Consider the following 16,697-nt stretch of genomic DNA (forward strand, 5'->3'; position numbering starts at 1 on the left):
CGCAGTTGTACAACTATGGTTGTGCATATGGAGACCATTCACGCGTTGCACCGAGCACTCGAAGCCGGACAACACGGTGACGAACTGCGCCGTTTCTTCACCTCCGACGCGGTGACCGTCGAGCACCCGAACCTGATCAAGCCGAGCGGTGCGCAAACGCCGCTCGACGACATGCTCACGGCCTCGCGAAAGGGCACGGAGTTGTTGTCCAGCCAGAAGTACGACGTGCACTCGACCTCGCACTGCGGCGACACCGTGATCGTCCGCCTGACCTGGACCGGCGTGTTGAGGAACGGTGACCAGCTCGTCGCGCACATCGCGCAGTTCGCCGAGATGCGCGACGGGCTGATCAGCTCGATCGAGACCTTCGACTGCTACGAACCGTTCCGCAACGCGTCGACCATCGCGGTGTGAGCCTTCTTCGGCGTGATCGACGACGTCCACGGCAGCGCGTTGCCCGGTAGCGCCGGGTAACGGTTGGTCGTGGCGGTCGAGCCGTACCGGTCGGTGAAGCCCCACGAGGTGAACCCCGTGCAGTTCGACTCCTGCCGGCACACCGCGAGGCGCTCGCCGAACTGCTTGGCCTGCAACGCCTGGTCCGACGTCACAACGTCCATTTCGGACACTCGAACCTTCAGCCCGAGGTCGGCCAGTGCACGCACGTGCTTGCGGAACGTCTCGGCCGGCACCCGGTCGCCCGCCTCGTACTCGTGGCTCTGCAGGCCGACGCCGTCGATCGGCACGCCGTCCTGCTTGAGCTTCTTCACCAGGGCGTACAAAGCCTTCCAGCGCGGTCCCTCCGCTTCGGCGCCGTACTCGTTGAGATACAGCACGGCGGATGGATCCACGGCTCGGGCGGCGCGGAAGGCCTGGGCGATGTAGTCGGCTCCCATGGCCTGATACCAAAGATTGTGTTCCAGTCCATCGGAGTTGTCCTCGTTCATGGGTTCGTTGACGACGTCCCACTCCGTCACGCGACCCTTGAAGTGCCCGGCGACGGCCTTGATGTGGTCTGTCATCACGGTTTTCTTGTCCGAGGCGGACCTCATCCACGTCGGCAGCGCCTCGAACCACACCAGCGTGTGCGCGTGCACCGCGATGTTGTTGGCGCGGGCGAAGTCCACGATCGCGTCGGCTTCCTCGAACGCGAACACCCCGCGCGTGGGCTGCACGAACTGGGGCTTCATGTCGTTCTCGGGCGTGATCAGGTTGAACTGCTCGCCCGCCGTCGCCCGGTACTGGTCATCGGCCACCAGCGGCGCGACCGCGAGCGCGCTGCCCACGCCCACCTTGCGCGGCAACGCTTCCGCCCGTGACCGCAACGAGCCTGACACGGTCTTCTGCTTCCACTCCGGCGCCTTGCGGATCCCGGTGGCACCAGTGGCCGTCAGCGACTTGAGCTTCCACGCCCCGTCCGCGCCGAACCACACATGACCCGACGAGAACACACCCGGATCAGCCAGAGTGCCGAGCTGCCGGCCACCTGCGGAGAACTCGAAGGTCGAGCCGGAACGCTTCACCCGCACCGCCACGTCTCCGGACAGTCCAGAGCCGAACTTCTTGGCCTGCACGGGTTTGTCGGCCTTGCCGTTCCACACGGCGACGTCCAGCTTCCCGTCGATCACGCCGACGCGCACGCTCGGCGGTTCCTGCCGCCACTCGTCGTAGATGATCGGCGGTGAACCGTAGAGCTGCAGGTATCCGGAACCGGACATGGTCGCGTCGACCTGGAACGTGCCGTTGACGACGAGTCGCGGACCGAGCAGGTTGACCGGCGGGTTCGGTTGGGACCGCTGGCCTTCCGTGGCGACGATCCACCGGTCCAGCGGCCTGATCTGCACGCCGTCCGCGGTCTGCGTGGCGCCCGCGAAGTGCGACCAGTCCTGGCCCGCGAGCAGGTCGAGCGGGGCGTGCGCGGCCGGTGGTGTCCCAGCCGCGAGTAAGAGAGCAGCGAAAATGCGCAGCATCGAGCCTCTCCTGATGGTGGTGGCAACTCAGCTGGCGGCGGAAACCCTGGTGGTGACGAGATCTGCGAGCACGGAGTTCAGTCCGGTGGCGACGGCACCGGTGAGGATGGCGGCCTCTCCGAGCTGCGAGGTCTCCACAGCGGGCGGGTAGGCGGACAGGCCGGACAAGGTGGCGCGCACGGGTTCGGCGAGCAGGTCGCCGTTCAACCCGATACCGCCACCCAGAACGATCAGCGAAAGGTCGACGACCGACGTGATCCTGGCGGCGTGTTCGGCGATCCGCGCCGCCTCCCACACGATGAGGTGCAGCGCGCATTCGTCGCCTTGCCGCGCCGCGACGACGACTTCCTCCGTCGTGACGAAGTCGGAGTGCTGCCAGACGTGCGCGAGGAACGCGTCCGCGGCCGGGCTGTCGGAGCGGAACCGCTGCCCCTCCGGTACGTGGTCGATCTCGCCAGCGGCCCCGTTGACGCCCCGGTGCAGCTCGCCGCCGAGCACCAGCCCGGCGCCGACACCGCTGCCGATCGAGAGGAACGCGAAGTTCCGCACGCCGGCCCCGACCCCGCGCCAGCCCTCGCCGACGGCGGCGAGGTTGATGTCGTTCTCGGCGATGACCGGCAGGTCCAGCACGGCGGAGAGCTCCGCCCGAGCCGCGAAGCCCTCCAGCGCGTCCTGGTTGGCGTCGTGGACGATCCCGGTGCGCGGGTCGATCACGCCGCCGATACCGATCGTGGCGATCTCGGGTGCGGCCCCGGCGGCGGCGACGAGCTCATCCCTGACAGCCGTCGCCACCTGAAGCACGTGTTCGGGATCGTTGCTGCTCACAGGCTGGTCGAGCCGCGCGAGCACGGTCCCGTCGAGGTCCGCGACGCACGCGCGGAGGAACCGGCTGCCGAGGTCCAGCGCGAGTACGGTGGCCGCCTCCGCCCGCGGCCCGAAGTAGACGGCGTCGTACCCCGCCGCGTTCTCCGGCCTGGGCACCTCCTCGACGAGCCCGGCGCCGAGCAGGTCGTCGATCGCCCGGTTCGCGGTCGGCTTGGACATCCCGAGGTACCGCGCGAGTTGCGCGCGGGTGACCGGGTGCGACTGCCGGATCGCCCGGTAGACGACCTGCAGGTTGGTCTCCCGTACGTGTGCGCCCGTCACGGCTCCTGTCATGGCGCCCAAACTAGTAACGAGACGTTACTGGTGTCTAGCCCCACTCGTTCACATACCGCTCGCATACCGGGTCTCATACCCCGGCGCTGTTGCCTGTCGGTGTTCCTCGACGAAGGGAGACCGCCGATGTCCGGCGAGAAGCAGTACAGCCGCCGAGCGGTGGGCAAGCTGGCGGCGGGCGCCATCGCGGCGGCGGGCATGGCGTCGCTGCCGGGCCGGGCGCTGGCTGTCCCGCACTACCGGGCGCACGGCCCGTTGCTGACCGACGGCTACCAGACGTGGATCGACGCGATCAACAACCAGTCGGCCAACCTCGCCAAGGTCGTCACCGGCTGGGGAATGCCCGGTCCGTGGTGGAACTACAAAGATCACGTCTGGACCGCGTGCGGCGCAACGAACTTCCTCATCGTGCGCACGGTCACCGGCGACACCGACAACGTGATCGACCCGAACCGCGCGGTCGCCGAGATCCGCGACTCCCGCTTCTTCGAGTACAAGAGCCTCCGCTCGGGCGCCGACAAGTGCATCATCGAGCTGGGCAACGAGCCGAACATCCGCGTCACCGACCCGTGGACCTACGGCTACAACCTGAGCGTCACGATCGACCGCATCCGGGAGACCTTCCCCGGCGCCAAGATCTGCGGCACGGCGTTGTCGCCGAACAAGACCACGAACCCCGACACGTGGTACGGCAACCCGAACTTCGTCAACGCCATCAAGAAGTGCGACTTCGTGGGCGTGCACTTCTACAGCAACCCCGACGACGGCAGCTTCGGCCGCCAGGGTGAGTGGAACGAGCTCACCTACGCGGAAACCCTGTCGCGCTGCGCTTCCAAGTGGCCCGGCAAGCCCGTGATCGCCACCGAGTACTCGATCAGGACGACCGCGCTCACCCCGTACGACAAGGGCTACAAGTACGGGAACTTCATCCACTTCGACGACTCGGTCGCGGGCAGCCTGTGGGGCGCGGTCTACTACCACGTGCAGACCAGCCCGAGCGGTCCCGACTTCCACGAGAACGTCGGCTCCGAGGGTGCGCGCGGCTACCGCAAACGCCTCTCGGAAGGTGGCCTGTGAAGGTAGCCTGAAGGCCTCCCCGAGCTCGAACTGCGCCGGATGACCGAGCAACCCTCGGAATCCGCGGCTTTCGGCAAGTCGTTCCTGTGGACGGCACTCTTTCGCGGGAACTGACGCGGCGAACGGACGCACGTGTCCGGCAGGCGGATCCACCGGTGCCCGCCACCTGCGAAAGTAGGGTGTGCGCCCTGCTCCCGTAGGTGATCGTGGACACCTACCCGGCAGTATCGTCACGCGCGTGAAGCGGGCAGCGGGAGACCTCGCTCCAGCGTTGCCCACGGCAGCGCTGGACATCTCCGATGCGGTAATCGCTTTCCTCTTGATCGCCGGGTTCGCCGTCGCATACCTGTTCATCCGGCGCAGGCTCGCCCAGCGCATGGAACGGGCCGTGCACGAGCTGCGCACCGAACAGGCCCGCGCCGACGAGCGCACGAGGCTCGCCGCCGAGATGCACGACGTCGTCACCCACCGCCTGAACCTGATGATCCTGCAGGCCGGGGCGTTGAAGGTGTCCGCGAAGGACGACGACGTGCGCAAGTCCGCCGAGGAGCTGCGCAGCGCGGGCTGTCAGGCGCTGGCCGAGCTGCGCGACCTCGTCGGCGTCCTGCGCAACGGCCGCACCCGCATCCCGGACGTCCTGCCCGACCGCCTGGCCAACCTGGTGGCCGACTCCGCCGCGACCGGTCTCGAGGTGACCCTCACCGAGCACGGCGACGCGGACATCATCTCCCCCGCGGTGCGCCGCACGATGTACCGCGTGGTGCAGGAATCCCTGACCAACGTGCACAAGCACGCCCCCGGCGCGCACACCGAAATCACCATCCACTGTGGACCGAGCAGCGTCCGTGCCGTCATCCGCAACACCGCCCCGTCGTCCGCACCGGACACCCGCGCTGGACCGGGATCAGGCTTGTCGGGCCTGCGCGGCCGCGTGGAGATGGTCGGCGGCACCCTCACCGCGGGCCCGACGGACGACGGAGGCTTCCAAGTGGACGCGGTGCTGCCGGCGTTCGTGCCGACCTGATCACTCGTCCGACGCGCGGACGGCCCGGCAGGCGAGGTGGACGGCGAGCCGCTCGTCCGGGTTCAGCAGGCTGACCCCGAGCAGCTGCTCGGCCCGGTTGATCCGCTGCGCCACCGTGTTGCGGTGCACCTTGAGCCGTACCGCCGCCGTGGACGTCACCGACTCCTCGTCCAGGTAGATGGCGAGAGTGCGCAGCAGCTGCCCGTCCTCCACGCCCGCCAGCGGTTCCAGCAACCGCGTCGCCTGCTCCACCAGCGCCGGCGTCTCCGCGGCCATCGACAGCAACCGCCGCACGCCCAGCTCGTCGATGTGCACGACCTTCGCGGCCCCGGTCATCGCCGCCGCCTCCCGTGCCTCCGCGAGCGTCCGCCCCACCCCGGACGCCCCGGGATGCGGCCGCCCGACACCGGCGACGAGCGTGCAGGGGCCGAGGGCCTGGGTGAGCTTCGCGGTCAGCTCTCGGTGCTGCGACGTCGGCGGTTCGGCGTCGTTGGTGATCCAGAACGACCAGCCCTCCGCACCCTCGACCAGCTGGCCGTGCAGGCCGCGCCGGGAGAGCTCGACGCGCAGGCGTTCGGTGTGGGCGACGTCGAGGATGCCGGGTGTCGGCGGGTTCGGCGTGGCGAAGATGCCCGTGTGCCAGCCGTCGAGGCGCCACCCGGCGAGCACGGCCTGCTGCACCAGCTGCGGCGGCACGTCGTCGCCCGCGGCGAGCAGCTCGGACAGCAGCGAGCCGCGGGAACGGGCCCGGCGCTCGGTTTCGAGGCGTTCGGCGGCGACCCAGTTGCCGAGCGCCCACGACGCGACCTGGCTGATCTGCTGGACGGTCTCGGCCCAGCGCTTGTTGCGGCCGCGGGTGTGCGCGACGAGCCACAGGTGCACGTGCCCGGTCCGGTCGGTCTCGACCGGGACGGCCACCGCGACGCCCTCCGGCAGCTCGACGGTGGTGGCGATCGAGCCGACCAGCAGGTCCGGTGGCAGGCCCGGCGGCGAGACGCCCTCGATCGCCGTGCCGTCCGCGCTCATCACCGCGCACGTCACGTGCAGCTCGCCGGACAGGATCGTGATGACCGACCGCGGGTCCGGCTTGCTGCGCCCCAGCCGTGCGGTGACGGCGTTGAGCAGCCTCGCGGCGGCGACCTCGGGACGGCGGACGGCCGTGCGCAACGAGTCGGCGACCAGCAGCGGGTCCTCCGCCTTGGTCTGCAGCAGCGGCACACCGAGCCGGTTGGCGAACGAAATCGTTGCGGTGGAAGGAGGCTGGTAGGTGCCGGTCGACGGGCGCACCAGCACGACGGCCCGCACGTCGGCGCTGTAGGCACGGCGCAGCGCCACCTCGACGAGGTACGGCTGGTGTCCAGTGAGGATCACCAGGTCGCCCGCAGAGCACGCCTCGACGGCCGTCATGTCCGCCGCCAGCCGCACGTCCGCGACCTCGGTGTCGATCCCGCGTCCGCCCGCGAGCAGGCACGCCTCACCGAGCACGCCGATCTCCAGCAGATCGCGCACGGTCAGCGAGTCGGCGTCGTCGATCACGTGACGTCCCGGAACGGCAGGTAGTCGAGGTCATAGCCGAACGCCCGCGGGTCGACTCGCCCGAGCATCGGTTCCCGAACCCATTGCGGTGGCGATGGGAGCGCGACCACATCCACCACCGCACCGAACCTGAGCCGCTCGGTCGACACCGGTTTGCCCGACTCCGCGTCCAGGCAGCACAGCAGATCAGGGGTCGTCACGAGCGGTTCACCGTCCGCCAGTGCGACGAGGTACTCACCCTGCATCTCCACGCGCACATACGCATCGTCGGCGTCCAGGCGGCGCAGCGCCACCGTTCCACGAGGAAAGTCCCCGACGGACTCCCGCCAGACTTCGACGACTTTTCCCCGCGCCACGAGGAAACCGCCGGACGCCTTCGCGCGTTCGTCCACTGAAAGCGTTTGCTGCGACCAGATCTCACCGAGCTCCAGCGCGCGCTGCAGCGAGCCCGTTATGCCCGCTTCGAGCGCGTCTGCGAGCTTCAGCGGTTTTGCGACCATCATCGCCCAGCCGCCGAAGTCGACCATCACCGTGCGCGCGAGCTTCTCGATGCCGGTCGCGTCGAGGACCGCCCGGTTTCCGCTGGGTTCGGTGATGGCCAACGGGGTCGTGGGCAGCCCGGCCGCGTCGTAGGTCGTCTGGTCGATCCGTGGGAACGCTCTCCCCATCCCGTCCACGTCGACGTACGGCAGCCCCAGCCGGGCCGCGAGGATCAGCGGCAGCAACCCGTTGCACCCGCCGACCTCCCACCCGATCACCGCCGTCGCGGTCGTGGAATCGTGCGCCTGCAACGCCTTCAGCGCGTCCTCCGCCTCCTGGCCGGACGGCAGCTTCTCGATCATCACGGTCGGCGCGCCGATCAGTCCGACCCGTGCACCGTGCCCGTCCGGGTCGGCCTCTGCCGGCGAAAGAACGGTGACAGGTCCGCTTTGTCGCATTTCTTGCCTGAGCATCGCCGCGAACGCGTGCGTCTCGTGCTCGCCACCACCGCCGCCGCTGCCGAGCATGACCACGCCCAGGGCGAGCTGGTCCACCTCGTCAGGCTGGAGCAGGTGCATGCGCGAGACAGTAGTGCCGCCGGTGCTCGCGCGAGAAGCACTTGGTACCGGCGGGTCTACTGGCCCCCTAGCGGAGAGTATGCGTGCGAGTAGCCGAACGCCGACGGCCCGACCAGGGCAAGGCCTTCTGGCGTCCGCCAGCGCGGGTGGCAGGGCGCACCGAGGACCGCGACCCGCTGCCCGTACCGCAACCGCTCGGCCGGCACGGGTTCACCCTCGGCGTCGAGCACGCAGATCAGGTCCGGCACCGAGGCGACGACCTCGCCGTCCCGCGACGCGACGAGGTGCTCGTTCTGGAACTCGAGACGGCAGCTCGCCCCGTCGCCCTCGAGGCGCGCCTCCCCCTTGGCGAACCCGGGATCGTTGGCGCGCATGACGTCCACGACCTTGCCGGTGAACAGCACCTCGCCGCCGAGGAACGACGCGATGGCCTGGCACGGGTCGACGTGCTGCTGCCGGACCCGTTCGACGAGCCGGCCGAGTTTCGCCGCCAGCGTGAGCGTGCCGGGGATCGTGATGTCGCGCGCCTGCTTGCCGGACATGGGAAAGCTGCTCATCAACGCGGTGCAGCCCATGCCGATCGTCGCCGAGCGCGCGAGCCGTTCCGCCCAGTGGTTGTCGTGGACGTCGAGCACGATCGAGTTGCCCTTCTCGTCCGCGACCGCGAGCGGCCTGGCCAGCACGCCGTCGAGCGTGCAGACGACCATCTGCACCATCGGGAACGCGCGGCCCATGCAGTCCGCGTCGAGCACCGGCAGGCCGAGCGACGCGGCCACCGGGAACGGCGCGAGCGAGTTCATCCCGCCGACCTCGATGGGCAGCACGTGCGTGATCGGGCGGCCGATCTCCCGTTGCAGGGTGAGGAAAGCCGTGACGGCTTCCTCGCCGGCGGGCAGCTTCTCGATCATCACGGTCGGCGCGCCGATCATGCCGATTCCCGCGACCAGAGCGTCGTCCGGTACCTCGTGGAGCTCGGCCACGAGCACAGGTCCGTACTCCAGCACGGCCTGTTCCGCGACGAGCCTGCCGATGTACGGATCGCCGCCACCGCCCGTGCCCAGGATCGCGGCGCCACGGGCGATGTGCCTCAGCTCGTCCGCTCCGATCTCACGCACGCGCCCTCCTCGGGGCGTCCTCCAGTACAAGATCGCCCACGGCTCTCGCGCGCACCCTGCTCGCGTTGCCCGGCAGGTACGCCAACGGGATCTCCTCGACCTCGACGATCCGCACGCTGTCGGCCCTCGCGCCCGCCGCGACGGCCTTGTCCACGGCCTCCTGGCGAGCCGAGTCGAGCACCTCGTCCCGCCGGTTCGGGTCGATCGTGAAGACCCGGTCGACCTCGCCACCGACCTGCGCGATCGCGGCGCCGATGGCGTTGGCGAACGCGTGGTGCTCTGGCCTGATCAGCTCGCTGACGCCCTCCACCTCGTCCGGCACGAGCACGCTGCCGCCGCCGACCAGCACGACGGGCAACGGCGCGGGGCTCGTGCGCATGCGGTCGACCTGCGTGGCGATCTGCTCGCAGACGTGGTCGAGCACCGCGTCGACGAGTTTCCGGTCGAGGTTCTTGACGAGCCCGGGGTCGCCGATCTCGGCGAGACCCGCCGCGACCGCGATGTCCGTCGCGGTGAGCGTGTCGCCACCGAAGACGAGTGACTGCTGAGCGAGCCGGTAGCCGACGCTGTCCGGGCCGACCGAGATGCCTTCTTTCTGTTCTCGCACAACACTTCCGCCGCCCAGGCCGATGGACAGCACGTCGGGCATCCGGAAGTTGGTGCGCACTCCGCTGATCATCACCTCGGACGAGGCTTCGCGCGGAAAACCGTTGTGCAGCATGCCGACGTCGGTCGTGGTGCCACCGACGTCGATCACCGCGCACTCGTCCAGTCCGGACAGGAACGCCCCGCCGCGCATGGAGTTCGTGGGCCCTGAGGAGAACGTGGCGACCGGGTAGCAGCGCGCGTACTCCAGGTCCATCAACGTGCCGTCGTTCTGGCTCAGGTACAGAGGGGCGTCGATGCCTTGTGCCGTCAGGGATTCCGTGAGCCCGTCGGCGATCTGCTCGGCGAGCTCCCGCAGCGCGGCGTTGATGATCGTCGCGTTCTCCCGCTCCAGCAGGCCGAGCCGCCCGATCTCGTGGGAAAAGCTGACGAGCAGGTCCGGCACCTCGGCGGTCAGGATCTCGGCGGCCCGGCGCTCCAGGTCGCCGTTGACCAGCGAGAACACCGACGAGATGGCGACCGACCGCACGCCCTTGGCCGCGATGTCCGTGGCGACGCCGCGCAGCTCGTCCTCGTCGAGCGGCGAGATGACCCGGCCGTCGTACTCGTACCCGCCGTGGCAGAGGTACGAGTGCCCGCCGATGACCTGACGCAGCCGCTGCGGCCAGTCGACGAACGGCGGAAGTGCTTTGGTGGCGGGAAGTCCGAGCCGCACCGCCGCGGTCTGCGCGAGCCCTCGACCCTCGACGACGGCGTTGACGAAGTGCGTCGTGCCGATCATGACGGCATTGACCGCCGCGGGTTCGAAGTTCTGGGCCGCCTGCAGACCGTTGAGCGCGTTGACGATCCCGGTCGTCACATCCGCCGTGGTCGTCGTCTTGCACTCGGCGAGGACACGCCGTCCTTCAACGAGAACGGCATCGGTGTTCGTGCCGCCGACGTCGATACCGATGTGCATTTCGCTGAACCACCCCTCAGGCGGCCGACGCTTCCCCGACCACCTTACGGTTGGTGGCCCTGCGCGTCCTCATGCGGAGCAGGTCCAATCTGCCGGCTGAGACGTAGAGGGCGAACGCGAGCACGAGGGAGTTCACACTGGACTGCCCGAACGGCAGCAGCTCACCGAGGATCGCGGCGGCAGGCCAGATGACCACGGTCGCGGGCACCCAGCTCGGAGCCGACCTCGGCACGTGCGGCCGGGTGGAGATGATCTCGTTGCGCCAGCGCCGCACGACGTAGTACTCGGCGATCATGATGCCGGTGACGGGCGGGAACACCACGCCCAGCAGCACCAGGAAGTGGCTGAACTGGTGCACGATCCCGGCCGCGGCGAGGAAACTGCCCGCGCACCCGACCATGACCGTGACCTGCGCCCGGCTGATCCGCACCGCGAACACGGCGTCGAAGAAGTTCACCAGCCCCAGCGACGCCGAGTAGAGGTTCCAGTCGTTGATCTTCAGCACGGCCGTGACGACGATCAGCGCCCCGATCCAGCCGCTCGACGAGCCGATGACGCCCATGATGTCCGTGGTGCCGAGCCCGTGCGCGATGACCACGCCGGCCAGGCTGATGACCCACTCCCCGAGCGTGATGCCGAGGATCGTCTGCTTCGCCACGTCCCACTCGTTGCGGTTGAAGCGCGTCATGTCCGGCGCGATCGCGGCCCCGACGATGAAACTGCCGGTCACCAGCGTCACCGCGGTCATCATGCCAATGGGTGTCCCCGGCACCTCGCTGCTGAGCGCCTTCGGCAGGTCGTCGACCTTCGTCAGCACGAGCCACCCGAGCAGCAGCAGGAACGCCGGCACCGCCACGTAGGCCGTCCACGCCATCCACCGCACCCCGTAGGCCGCGATGACCGTGACCGCGATGCCGAAGAGCAACGACCACACAGGCGTCGGCAACACCCCCACGGCTCCGGCGAGCGTGGCGCCCGCGAGCCCGGTCTGCACCCCGAACCACCCGGTGCAGCTCAGCGCGATGATCAGCCCGAGCATCGCACTACCGGCGTGCCCGAACCCGGTCCACCTGGTCAGGATCGCCGTCGACAGACCTTCGCGCTGCCCGATCACCCCGACCGCGACCGCGATCGCGTTGAGCACCAGGGCCCCGATCGTGAGCGCCGCGAACGCGTCCCAGAACGACATCCCGAAGCCGAGTGTCGCGCCCAGCAGCAACTGGCTCAGCGCGGTCGTCTGCCCGAAGCGCTGGGTCGCGACTGACAACCACGGGTGCCGCGCCTGGTCAGGGACACGGCTGAGGGCCTGGTCGTCATGCCCGAGAAGAGCGGCCACAACTCGTCCCTCCGCCCTGTGATCGACAAGTCGGACAGTAATCGCCGTCTCACCATCGAGCTACAGACAATGTGCACTGTCGGACGAATCATCACGTTGCGATTCGCACAGGCTCTTAATTCATCGCCAGCCTGATCCGACGCCGCGCCACCAGCCGCGTCTGATGCACATCAACGCTCACCCCGAGCCCAGGCCGCCGTTCAAACCGGTCGTAGCTGCGGCTGAGCAGCCAATGAGCCGCCTCCGCAGAGATCAACTCCAACCGCACCTGCTGCTTGAGCCGCTCGAGTGCTTCGTCGACGCGACGTGTGATGAACGCATGCCGCGTCAAGCTCCCACTGATTTCATCGATCATGAAAACCATGGCGTGCGGCTCGTCCTCATACGCATAACTGCACAGCAGTGCCAGATATCCGGCGTCGAGCGACCGGTCCCCGATCCAGCACTCCCGGAACTCGAGCTTGCCGAGGTCCCACGGCGGCTCCGGCTGCTCCTGGGCCGCCTGTTCCGCCCATTGCCCGGGCCGTCCGGGGAGGAGGTGCGCCAGCGCGGTGAGGAGGGCAGCGGATCGCCGGCTCGGCACCTCCTTGAGGTGCTGGACGACCGCCTCCCACAACGCCTCGTTGTCCGCGAACGGCCCCACGAACGCACTGACCTGCAACTCGACTTCGAGCGGATCAGTCAGCTGCGGCAACGGACGCCCGGCATCCACCACCGCCTGCTGCATGGGGGTCAGCCTCGTCCGCACGCGCGGCAGGTTAGCCCGATCGGCGCAACCCAGCCCGTTCCTTGATCCACGCCACCACACGGATCACCCCATCGAGGTCGAGAGCCGACACCGAGTCGTTCGCGCAATGCAGACAACCCGCCACTCGTTTGGGTATAACCTGATCGGGTGATGGGGGTCACGTTGAGCGAGCAATCGGGGGTCAAGTGCCACTCGTGCAGGGCGATGTCGCCAGCCTGTTGGAGGAATCACTCGAGGAGAAGCTGCATCTGCGCCTTGCCAAGGCTTACCGCAGCAAGCACTTCCGCAAAGCAGGGGACAGCGAGCGCGACTCGTGGCTGCACAGCCTCAAGGCGCTGCTGACCGTCCTGCACGAAGCCGGCTTGGACGACTGCGAGGTGCTGCTCGAACACGCGCTGCCCCGCTCGTCACTCCGAGTCGACGCCGTCGTCTGCGGGCACAGTCCCCGCTCGGGCCGGCCCTCGTTCGTGCTCGTGGAACTCAAGCAGTGGAGCACTGTGCACACGGTCGAGGGCGGGCTGGTTCGGCTGAGAGAACACGACCAGCTACGGCAGCACCCAGCGGCCCAGGTGCGTGGCTACTGCCATTACATGCACCGCGCGGTTCCGGCGCTGGCCGAAGAAAAGGAACTGGTCAGCGGGTTGGCCTACCTGCACAACGCCCGTCGCGGGAAAGTCCAGGAACTGCTCGGCCAGGCCCCGGAAGATCACTGGGGCCGGATGTACACATTGGACGATCGAGGCGAGCTCGTCCGGCGGCTGAACGACCTGCTCGACGCGGGTCGGACACGCGAGGAGAACCTGGCCGCGACCAGGAGGCTCCTCGGCTACCCGGCGCGGCCGTCCGCCCGGCTGCTCGAGATCGCCCGCGACTCCATCTCCAAGCGTGAGCTGCTGCCGTTGGTGGACCAGCAACGAGCGGCCTACGAGATGGTCGAGGACGCACTGGTGAAAGCGTTCGAGGGCAGCCGGAAAAAGGTGTTCATCGTCGTCGGAGGACCTGGCTCTGGCAAGAGCGCCATCGCGCTGTCGCTGCTCGGCCGTCTCGACGCGCTCGGCATGGACGGCTACCACTCGACCGGTTCCAAGTCGTTCACCAAGACAATGCGGCGGTACGTGGATCCGGACGACGAACGTGTCGGGGAAATGTTCAAGTACAACAACGACTTCGGGTCCGATCGCCTGCACGGACTGGATCTCGTCATCAGCGACGAGGCCCAGCGGCTGAGAGAAGCGAGCACACCATCCGGCTCGTATCCGCAGGCACGGCAAGCCGGTGAGTCGCAGATCAAAGAGCTGATCTCCGCGGCGCGTGTGCCGGTGTTCCTCCTCGACGAGAACCAACGAGTCAGGAAGTTCGAGGTCGGTTCCGTCGAGGAGATCAGCAGGATCGCCCGCCGGCTCGACTGCCAGCCAGAAGTGATCCATCTGCGCGGGCAGTTCCGGTGCGGTGGTTCCGACGCCTACGACCGATGGGTCGACTGCCTGCTCGGGATCGCGGACGAGCCGCCCGTGAAGTGGTCCAGCCTGGCCTCGGCCGACCAGTTCCAGGTGCACGTGGCCAACGACCCGTTCGAGATGCAGAACTGGATCAAGGCACGCAAACGTCCTGATGACACGGGACGGTTGACCGCCGGCTTCTGCTGGCCCTGGCCGAAAGGCCGACGTGCCAGATACGAGGACATCAGAATCGGCGGGTGGGGCAGGTACTGGAACTACCAGGAAGCCAGCAAACACGGCCCGCACCACGACTACTGGGCCACCGATCCCAGAGGCGTCTCCCAGATCGGCTGCATCTACACGGCGCAGGGCTTCGAGTACGACTGGGCGGGAGTGATCTTCGGCCCGGATCTGGTGTGGCGCGACGACAGGTGGGTCGCCCAGCCGGAGCACTCCTTCGATCCGGGTGTCAGGGATGCCGGAAGCCAGTTCCACCCGCTCGTGCGCAATGCCTATCGAGTGCTGCTGACCCGAGGCATGCGCGGAGTGACGATGTTCTCGGTGGACGAGAAGACGCAGGAACACCTGCGGGTGATGGTCGGCTGAGCGGCCTGGAGATCAGCTAACCTCGGAGTTCGCGGCCCGACGGGCACCGAGCGTGCACCGCACCTCGTCGCTGCCCCCACCCGCATGTGGATCAAGCATGCCTAGGTGGGGGAACAATCTGTGGCTCTCGTCCGTCAGAGCGCCGAGTCGTTGCTGGCCGAGGCCTTGGCCAATCGGCTGCACAAAACCCTCGAGGAGAAGGCCCGGTTCCAGTTCGAGTCGGGGGTGAGCGACGGCGAGGTGCGGTCCTGGCAGAACAGCCTGCCGGTGTTCCTCGGCGATCTCGTCGACGCCGGTCTCGGCCACGTCGAAGTGCTGCTGGAGCACAAGTTGCCGCACAGTCCGAAACGCCTCGACGTGGTGCTCTGCGGGCGGAACCCCCGGCACGGACGGCCGTCCTACGTGGTCGTCGAGCTGAAGCAGTGGTCGAAGGCCGAGCCGTACGGCGACGACCTGGTCAAGGTCGAGTTCTATTCCCAGCCCGTGCTGCATCCGCTCGAACAGGTCCGGCGGTACTGCGAGTACCTCGTGGACTCGACACCCGCCCTCGCCGCCCAGCCGGATTCGGTGCACGGAGTGGCTTATCTGCACAACGCCAGGAAGGTCGGACCCTGGAACATCACGCGCTACGGCGTCGACGAGTTCGGTGAGCTCTACACGCTGGACAACAAGGGTGAGCTGATCAACCGCCTGCGCGCGTTGCTCGACACCGACGCAGGGACGCGTGACGGTGCCCGCGACGCCGCCGACGAGTTCCTCGGCATGCGTCACGCGCCGTCCAAACCGCTGCTCACCGTGGCGGCCAAGGAGATCCAGGAACGCGAACAGTTCGTGCTCCTGGACGAGCAGCAGGTGGCGTACAGCCTGGTTCGCAGAGCGGTGGAGAAGGCGCGCTCGTCGCGCAAGCAGACCGTGGTGATCGTGCTGGGCGGCCCTGGATCCGGCAAGAGCGTGATCGCGCTGAGCCTCCTCGGCGAGCTCGCGCGGCAGGGCAGGGAGGTGCTGCACGCGACCGGCTCGTCGTCGTTCACCAGCACCATGCGCAAGCACGCCGGCAGCCGCAACCGGCGGGTGCAGACGATGTTCAAGTACTTCAACAACTTCATCGACGTGGAACCGCTCGACCTCGACGTGCTGATCTGCGACGAGGCCCACCGCGTCCGGGAGACCAGCCTCAACCGCTACACGAAGCGGGAGGTCAGGGACAAGGCCCGCAGGCAGATCGAGGAGCTGATCGACGCGGCCAGGGTGCCGGTGTTCCTGCTCGACGAGAACCAGACGGTGCGCCCCGGCGAGATGGGCTCGCTGCTGGAGATCGAGGCGGCGGCGACGTCAGCGGGCTGCGAGGTCGAGGTGGTGAAGCTCGACGGCCAGTTCCGGTGCGGCGGGTCGGAGCTCTTCGACGCGTGGGTCGCCAGGTTGCTGGGGGTCAAGGGAGCACCTACCCGCTGGTCGACGCTGGTGGCGGGCACTGACGACGAGTTCGTGGTGCGCAGTGCGGAGTCGCCGCGTGAGATGGAGTCGTGGCTGCTCGACCGGCAGGCCAGGGACGGCGGCACCGCGCGCGTCGCGGCAGGGTACTGCTGGCGGTGGAGCGATCCGGTCACCGAGGACGGCGTGAAGGTGCTGGTGCCGGACGTGCGGATCGGCGACTGGCACCGGCCGTGGAACGCGAAGCCGGAGCAGCGGGTCCCCGACGTGCCCGCCTCGCATTTCTGGGCGAGCGACGAGCGCGGCTTCGGCCAGGTCGGCTGCATCTACACGGCCCAGGGGTTCGAGTACGACTGGGCCGGTGTGATCTTCGGGAACGACTTCGTCTGGCGCGACGACCACTGGGAACCGCAGCGGCAGCACTCGCACGACCCCGCTGTGAAGAAGGCCGACGACCTCCACTTCGCCCGACTGGTCCGCAACACGTACAAAGTTCTGCTGACGCGAGGCATGCGCGGGGTCTGCGTCTTCTCCGAAGACCCCGAGACCCAGGAGCACCTGCGCGCGATGTCCGGTTGATCCGTACCGGAACTCGTTACGAAGATCGGCCGCTCGCCGTGTCACCCGAACGAGCTACA

13 protein-coding genes are annotated in these 16,697 nt (G+C 68.3%); 5 read left to right on the forward strand and 8 right to left on the reverse strand.

The genetic code is table 11. From position 1 onward, the window contains the following. Window positions 1–27 precede the first annotated feature (27 nt). Complete coding sequence (locus tag UK23_RS08660) at window positions 28–414, forward strand: nuclear transport factor 2 family protein (protein ID WP_045310872.1); 387 nt, start codon at window positions 28–30, stop codon at window positions 412–414. Here the strand turns inward: UK23_RS08660 and UK23_RS08665 are convergent. Then, window positions 375–1,967, reverse strand: coding sequence for an endo-1,4-beta-xylanase (locus tag UK23_RS08665; protein WP_045310873.1), 1,593 nt, complete (start codon window positions 1,965–1,967; stop codon window positions 375–377). The two genes, UK23_RS08660 and UK23_RS08665, sit on opposite strands and share 40 nt — an antisense overlap. 27 nt (window positions 1,968–1,994) lie before the next feature. Next, window positions 1,995–3,125 (reverse strand): ROK family transcriptional regulator, encoded by a 1,131-nt coding sequence (locus UK23_RS08670; RefSeq protein WP_045310912.1) that lies wholly within the window; start codon window positions 3,123–3,125, stop codon window positions 1,995–1,997. A 126-nt stretch (window positions 3,126–3,251) separates the two neighbouring features. Between UK23_RS08670 and UK23_RS08675 the strand changes: the two genes are divergently transcribed. Together UK23_RS08675 and UK23_RS08680 are read left to right on the forward strand one after the other, a co-directional pair. Further along, complete coding sequence (locus UK23_RS08675) at window positions 3,252–4,202, forward strand: hypothetical protein (protein WP_045310874.1); 951 nt, start codon at window positions 3,252–3,254, stop codon at window positions 4,200–4,202. Window positions 4,203–4,440: 238 nt separating this feature from the next. Next, window positions 4,441–5,226: a sensor histidine kinase gene (locus UK23_RS08680; RefSeq protein ID WP_231114426.1), complete on the forward strand. Its 786-nt coding sequence runs from the start codon at window positions 4,441–4,443 to the stop codon at window positions 5,224–5,226. Here the strand turns inward: UK23_RS08680 and UK23_RS08685 are convergent, their stop codons facing one another. The 6 genes from UK23_RS08685 to UK23_RS08710 all read right to left on the reverse strand — a co-directional run bounded on the left by UK23_RS08685 (window position 5,227) and on the right by UK23_RS08710 (window position 12,562). Beyond that, window positions 5,227–6,762 carry a helix-turn-helix domain-containing protein gene (locus tag UK23_RS08685; RefSeq protein WP_045310875.1) on the reverse strand — a complete coding sequence of 512 codons (1,536 nt, stop codon included), beginning with the start codon at window positions 6,760–6,762 and terminating at the stop codon, window positions 5,227–5,229. It abuts the gene before it with no gap. Continuing rightward, entirely contained in the window at window positions 6,759–7,820 is a 1,062-nt protein-coding gene (locus tag UK23_RS08690; RefSeq protein ID WP_045310876.1) for a DUF917 domain-containing protein, read from the reverse strand. The genes UK23_RS08685 and UK23_RS08690 overlap by 4 nt, the downstream gene beginning before the upstream one ends. Window positions 7,821–7,876: 56 nt before the next feature. Continuing rightward, entirely contained in the window at window positions 7,877–8,935 is a 1,059-nt protein-coding gene (locus UK23_RS08695; RefSeq protein WP_045310877.1) for a DUF917 domain-containing protein, read from the reverse strand. Beyond that, window positions 8,928–10,499 carry a hydantoinase/oxoprolinase family protein gene (locus UK23_RS08700; protein ID WP_045310878.1) on the reverse strand — a complete coding sequence of 524 codons (1,572 nt, stop codon included), beginning with the start codon at window positions 10,497–10,499 and terminating at the stop codon, window positions 8,928–8,930. Before UK23_RS08700 ends, UK23_RS08695 begins: the two co-directional genes overlap by 8 nt. 16 nt (window positions 10,500–10,515) lie before the next feature. Continuing rightward, on the reverse strand, window positions 10,516–11,835 hold the full coding sequence (locus UK23_RS08705; RefSeq protein WP_045310879.1) for a purine-cytosine permease family protein: 1,320 nt from the start codon (window positions 11,833–11,835) through the stop codon (window positions 10,516–10,518). 115 nt (window positions 11,836–11,950) lie between these two features. Continuing rightward, window positions 11,951–12,562: a hypothetical protein gene (locus UK23_RS08710; RefSeq protein ID WP_052684480.1), complete on the reverse strand. Its 612-nt coding sequence runs from the start codon at window positions 12,560–12,562 to the stop codon at window positions 11,951–11,953. 206 nt (window positions 12,563–12,768) lie between these two features. On the opposite strand from UK23_RS08710, the gene UK23_RS08715 reads away from it, so the two are divergent. Further along, the gene (locus UK23_RS08715) at window positions 12,769–14,628 is read left to right on the forward strand and encodes a DUF2075 domain-containing protein (protein WP_045310881.1); all 1,860 of its coding nucleotides are present in this window, start codon (window positions 12,769–12,771) and stop codon (window positions 14,626–14,628) included. Between the two features lie 105 nt (window positions 14,629–14,733). Beyond that, entirely contained in the window at window positions 14,734–16,638 is a 1,905-nt protein-coding gene (locus tag UK23_RS08720; protein ID WP_231114427.1) for a DUF2075 domain-containing protein, read from the forward strand. Window positions 16,639–16,697: the final 59 nt, after the last annotated feature.

It is taken from the genome of Lentzea aerocolonigenes (assembly GCF_000955955.1).
In the GTDB taxonomy this organism is placed as follows: domain Bacteria; phylum Actinomycetota; class Actinomycetes; order Mycobacteriales; family Pseudonocardiaceae; genus Lentzea; species Lentzea aerocolonigenes_A.

Coding starts and splice junctions, on each gene's coding strand:
- UK23_RS08660 (WP_045310872.1), top strand. CDS start 28: ATGGAGACCATTCACGCGTTGCACCGAGCACTCGAAGCCGGACAACAC.
- UK23_RS08665 (WP_045310873.1), bottom strand. CDS start 1,967: ATGCTGCGCATTTTCGCTGCTCTCTTACTCGCGGCTGGGACACCACCG.
- UK23_RS08670 (WP_045310912.1), bottom strand. CDS start 3,125: ATGACAGGAGCCGTGACGGGCGCACACGTACGGGAGACCAACCTGCAG.
- UK23_RS08675 (WP_045310874.1), top strand. CDS start 3,252: ATGTCCGGCGAGAAGCAGTACAGCCGCCGAGCGGTGGGCAAGCTGGCG.
- UK23_RS08690 (WP_045310876.1), bottom strand. CDS start 7,820: ATGCACCTGCTCCAGCCTGACGAGGTGGACCAGCTCGCCCTGGGCGTG.
- UK23_RS08700 (WP_045310878.1), bottom strand. CDS start 10,499: ATGCACATCGGTATCGACGTCGGCGGCACGAACACCGATGCCGTTCTC.
- UK23_RS08710 (WP_052684480.1), bottom strand. CDS start 12,562: ATGCAGCAGGCGGTGGTGGATGCCGGGCGTCCGTTGCCGCAGCTGACT.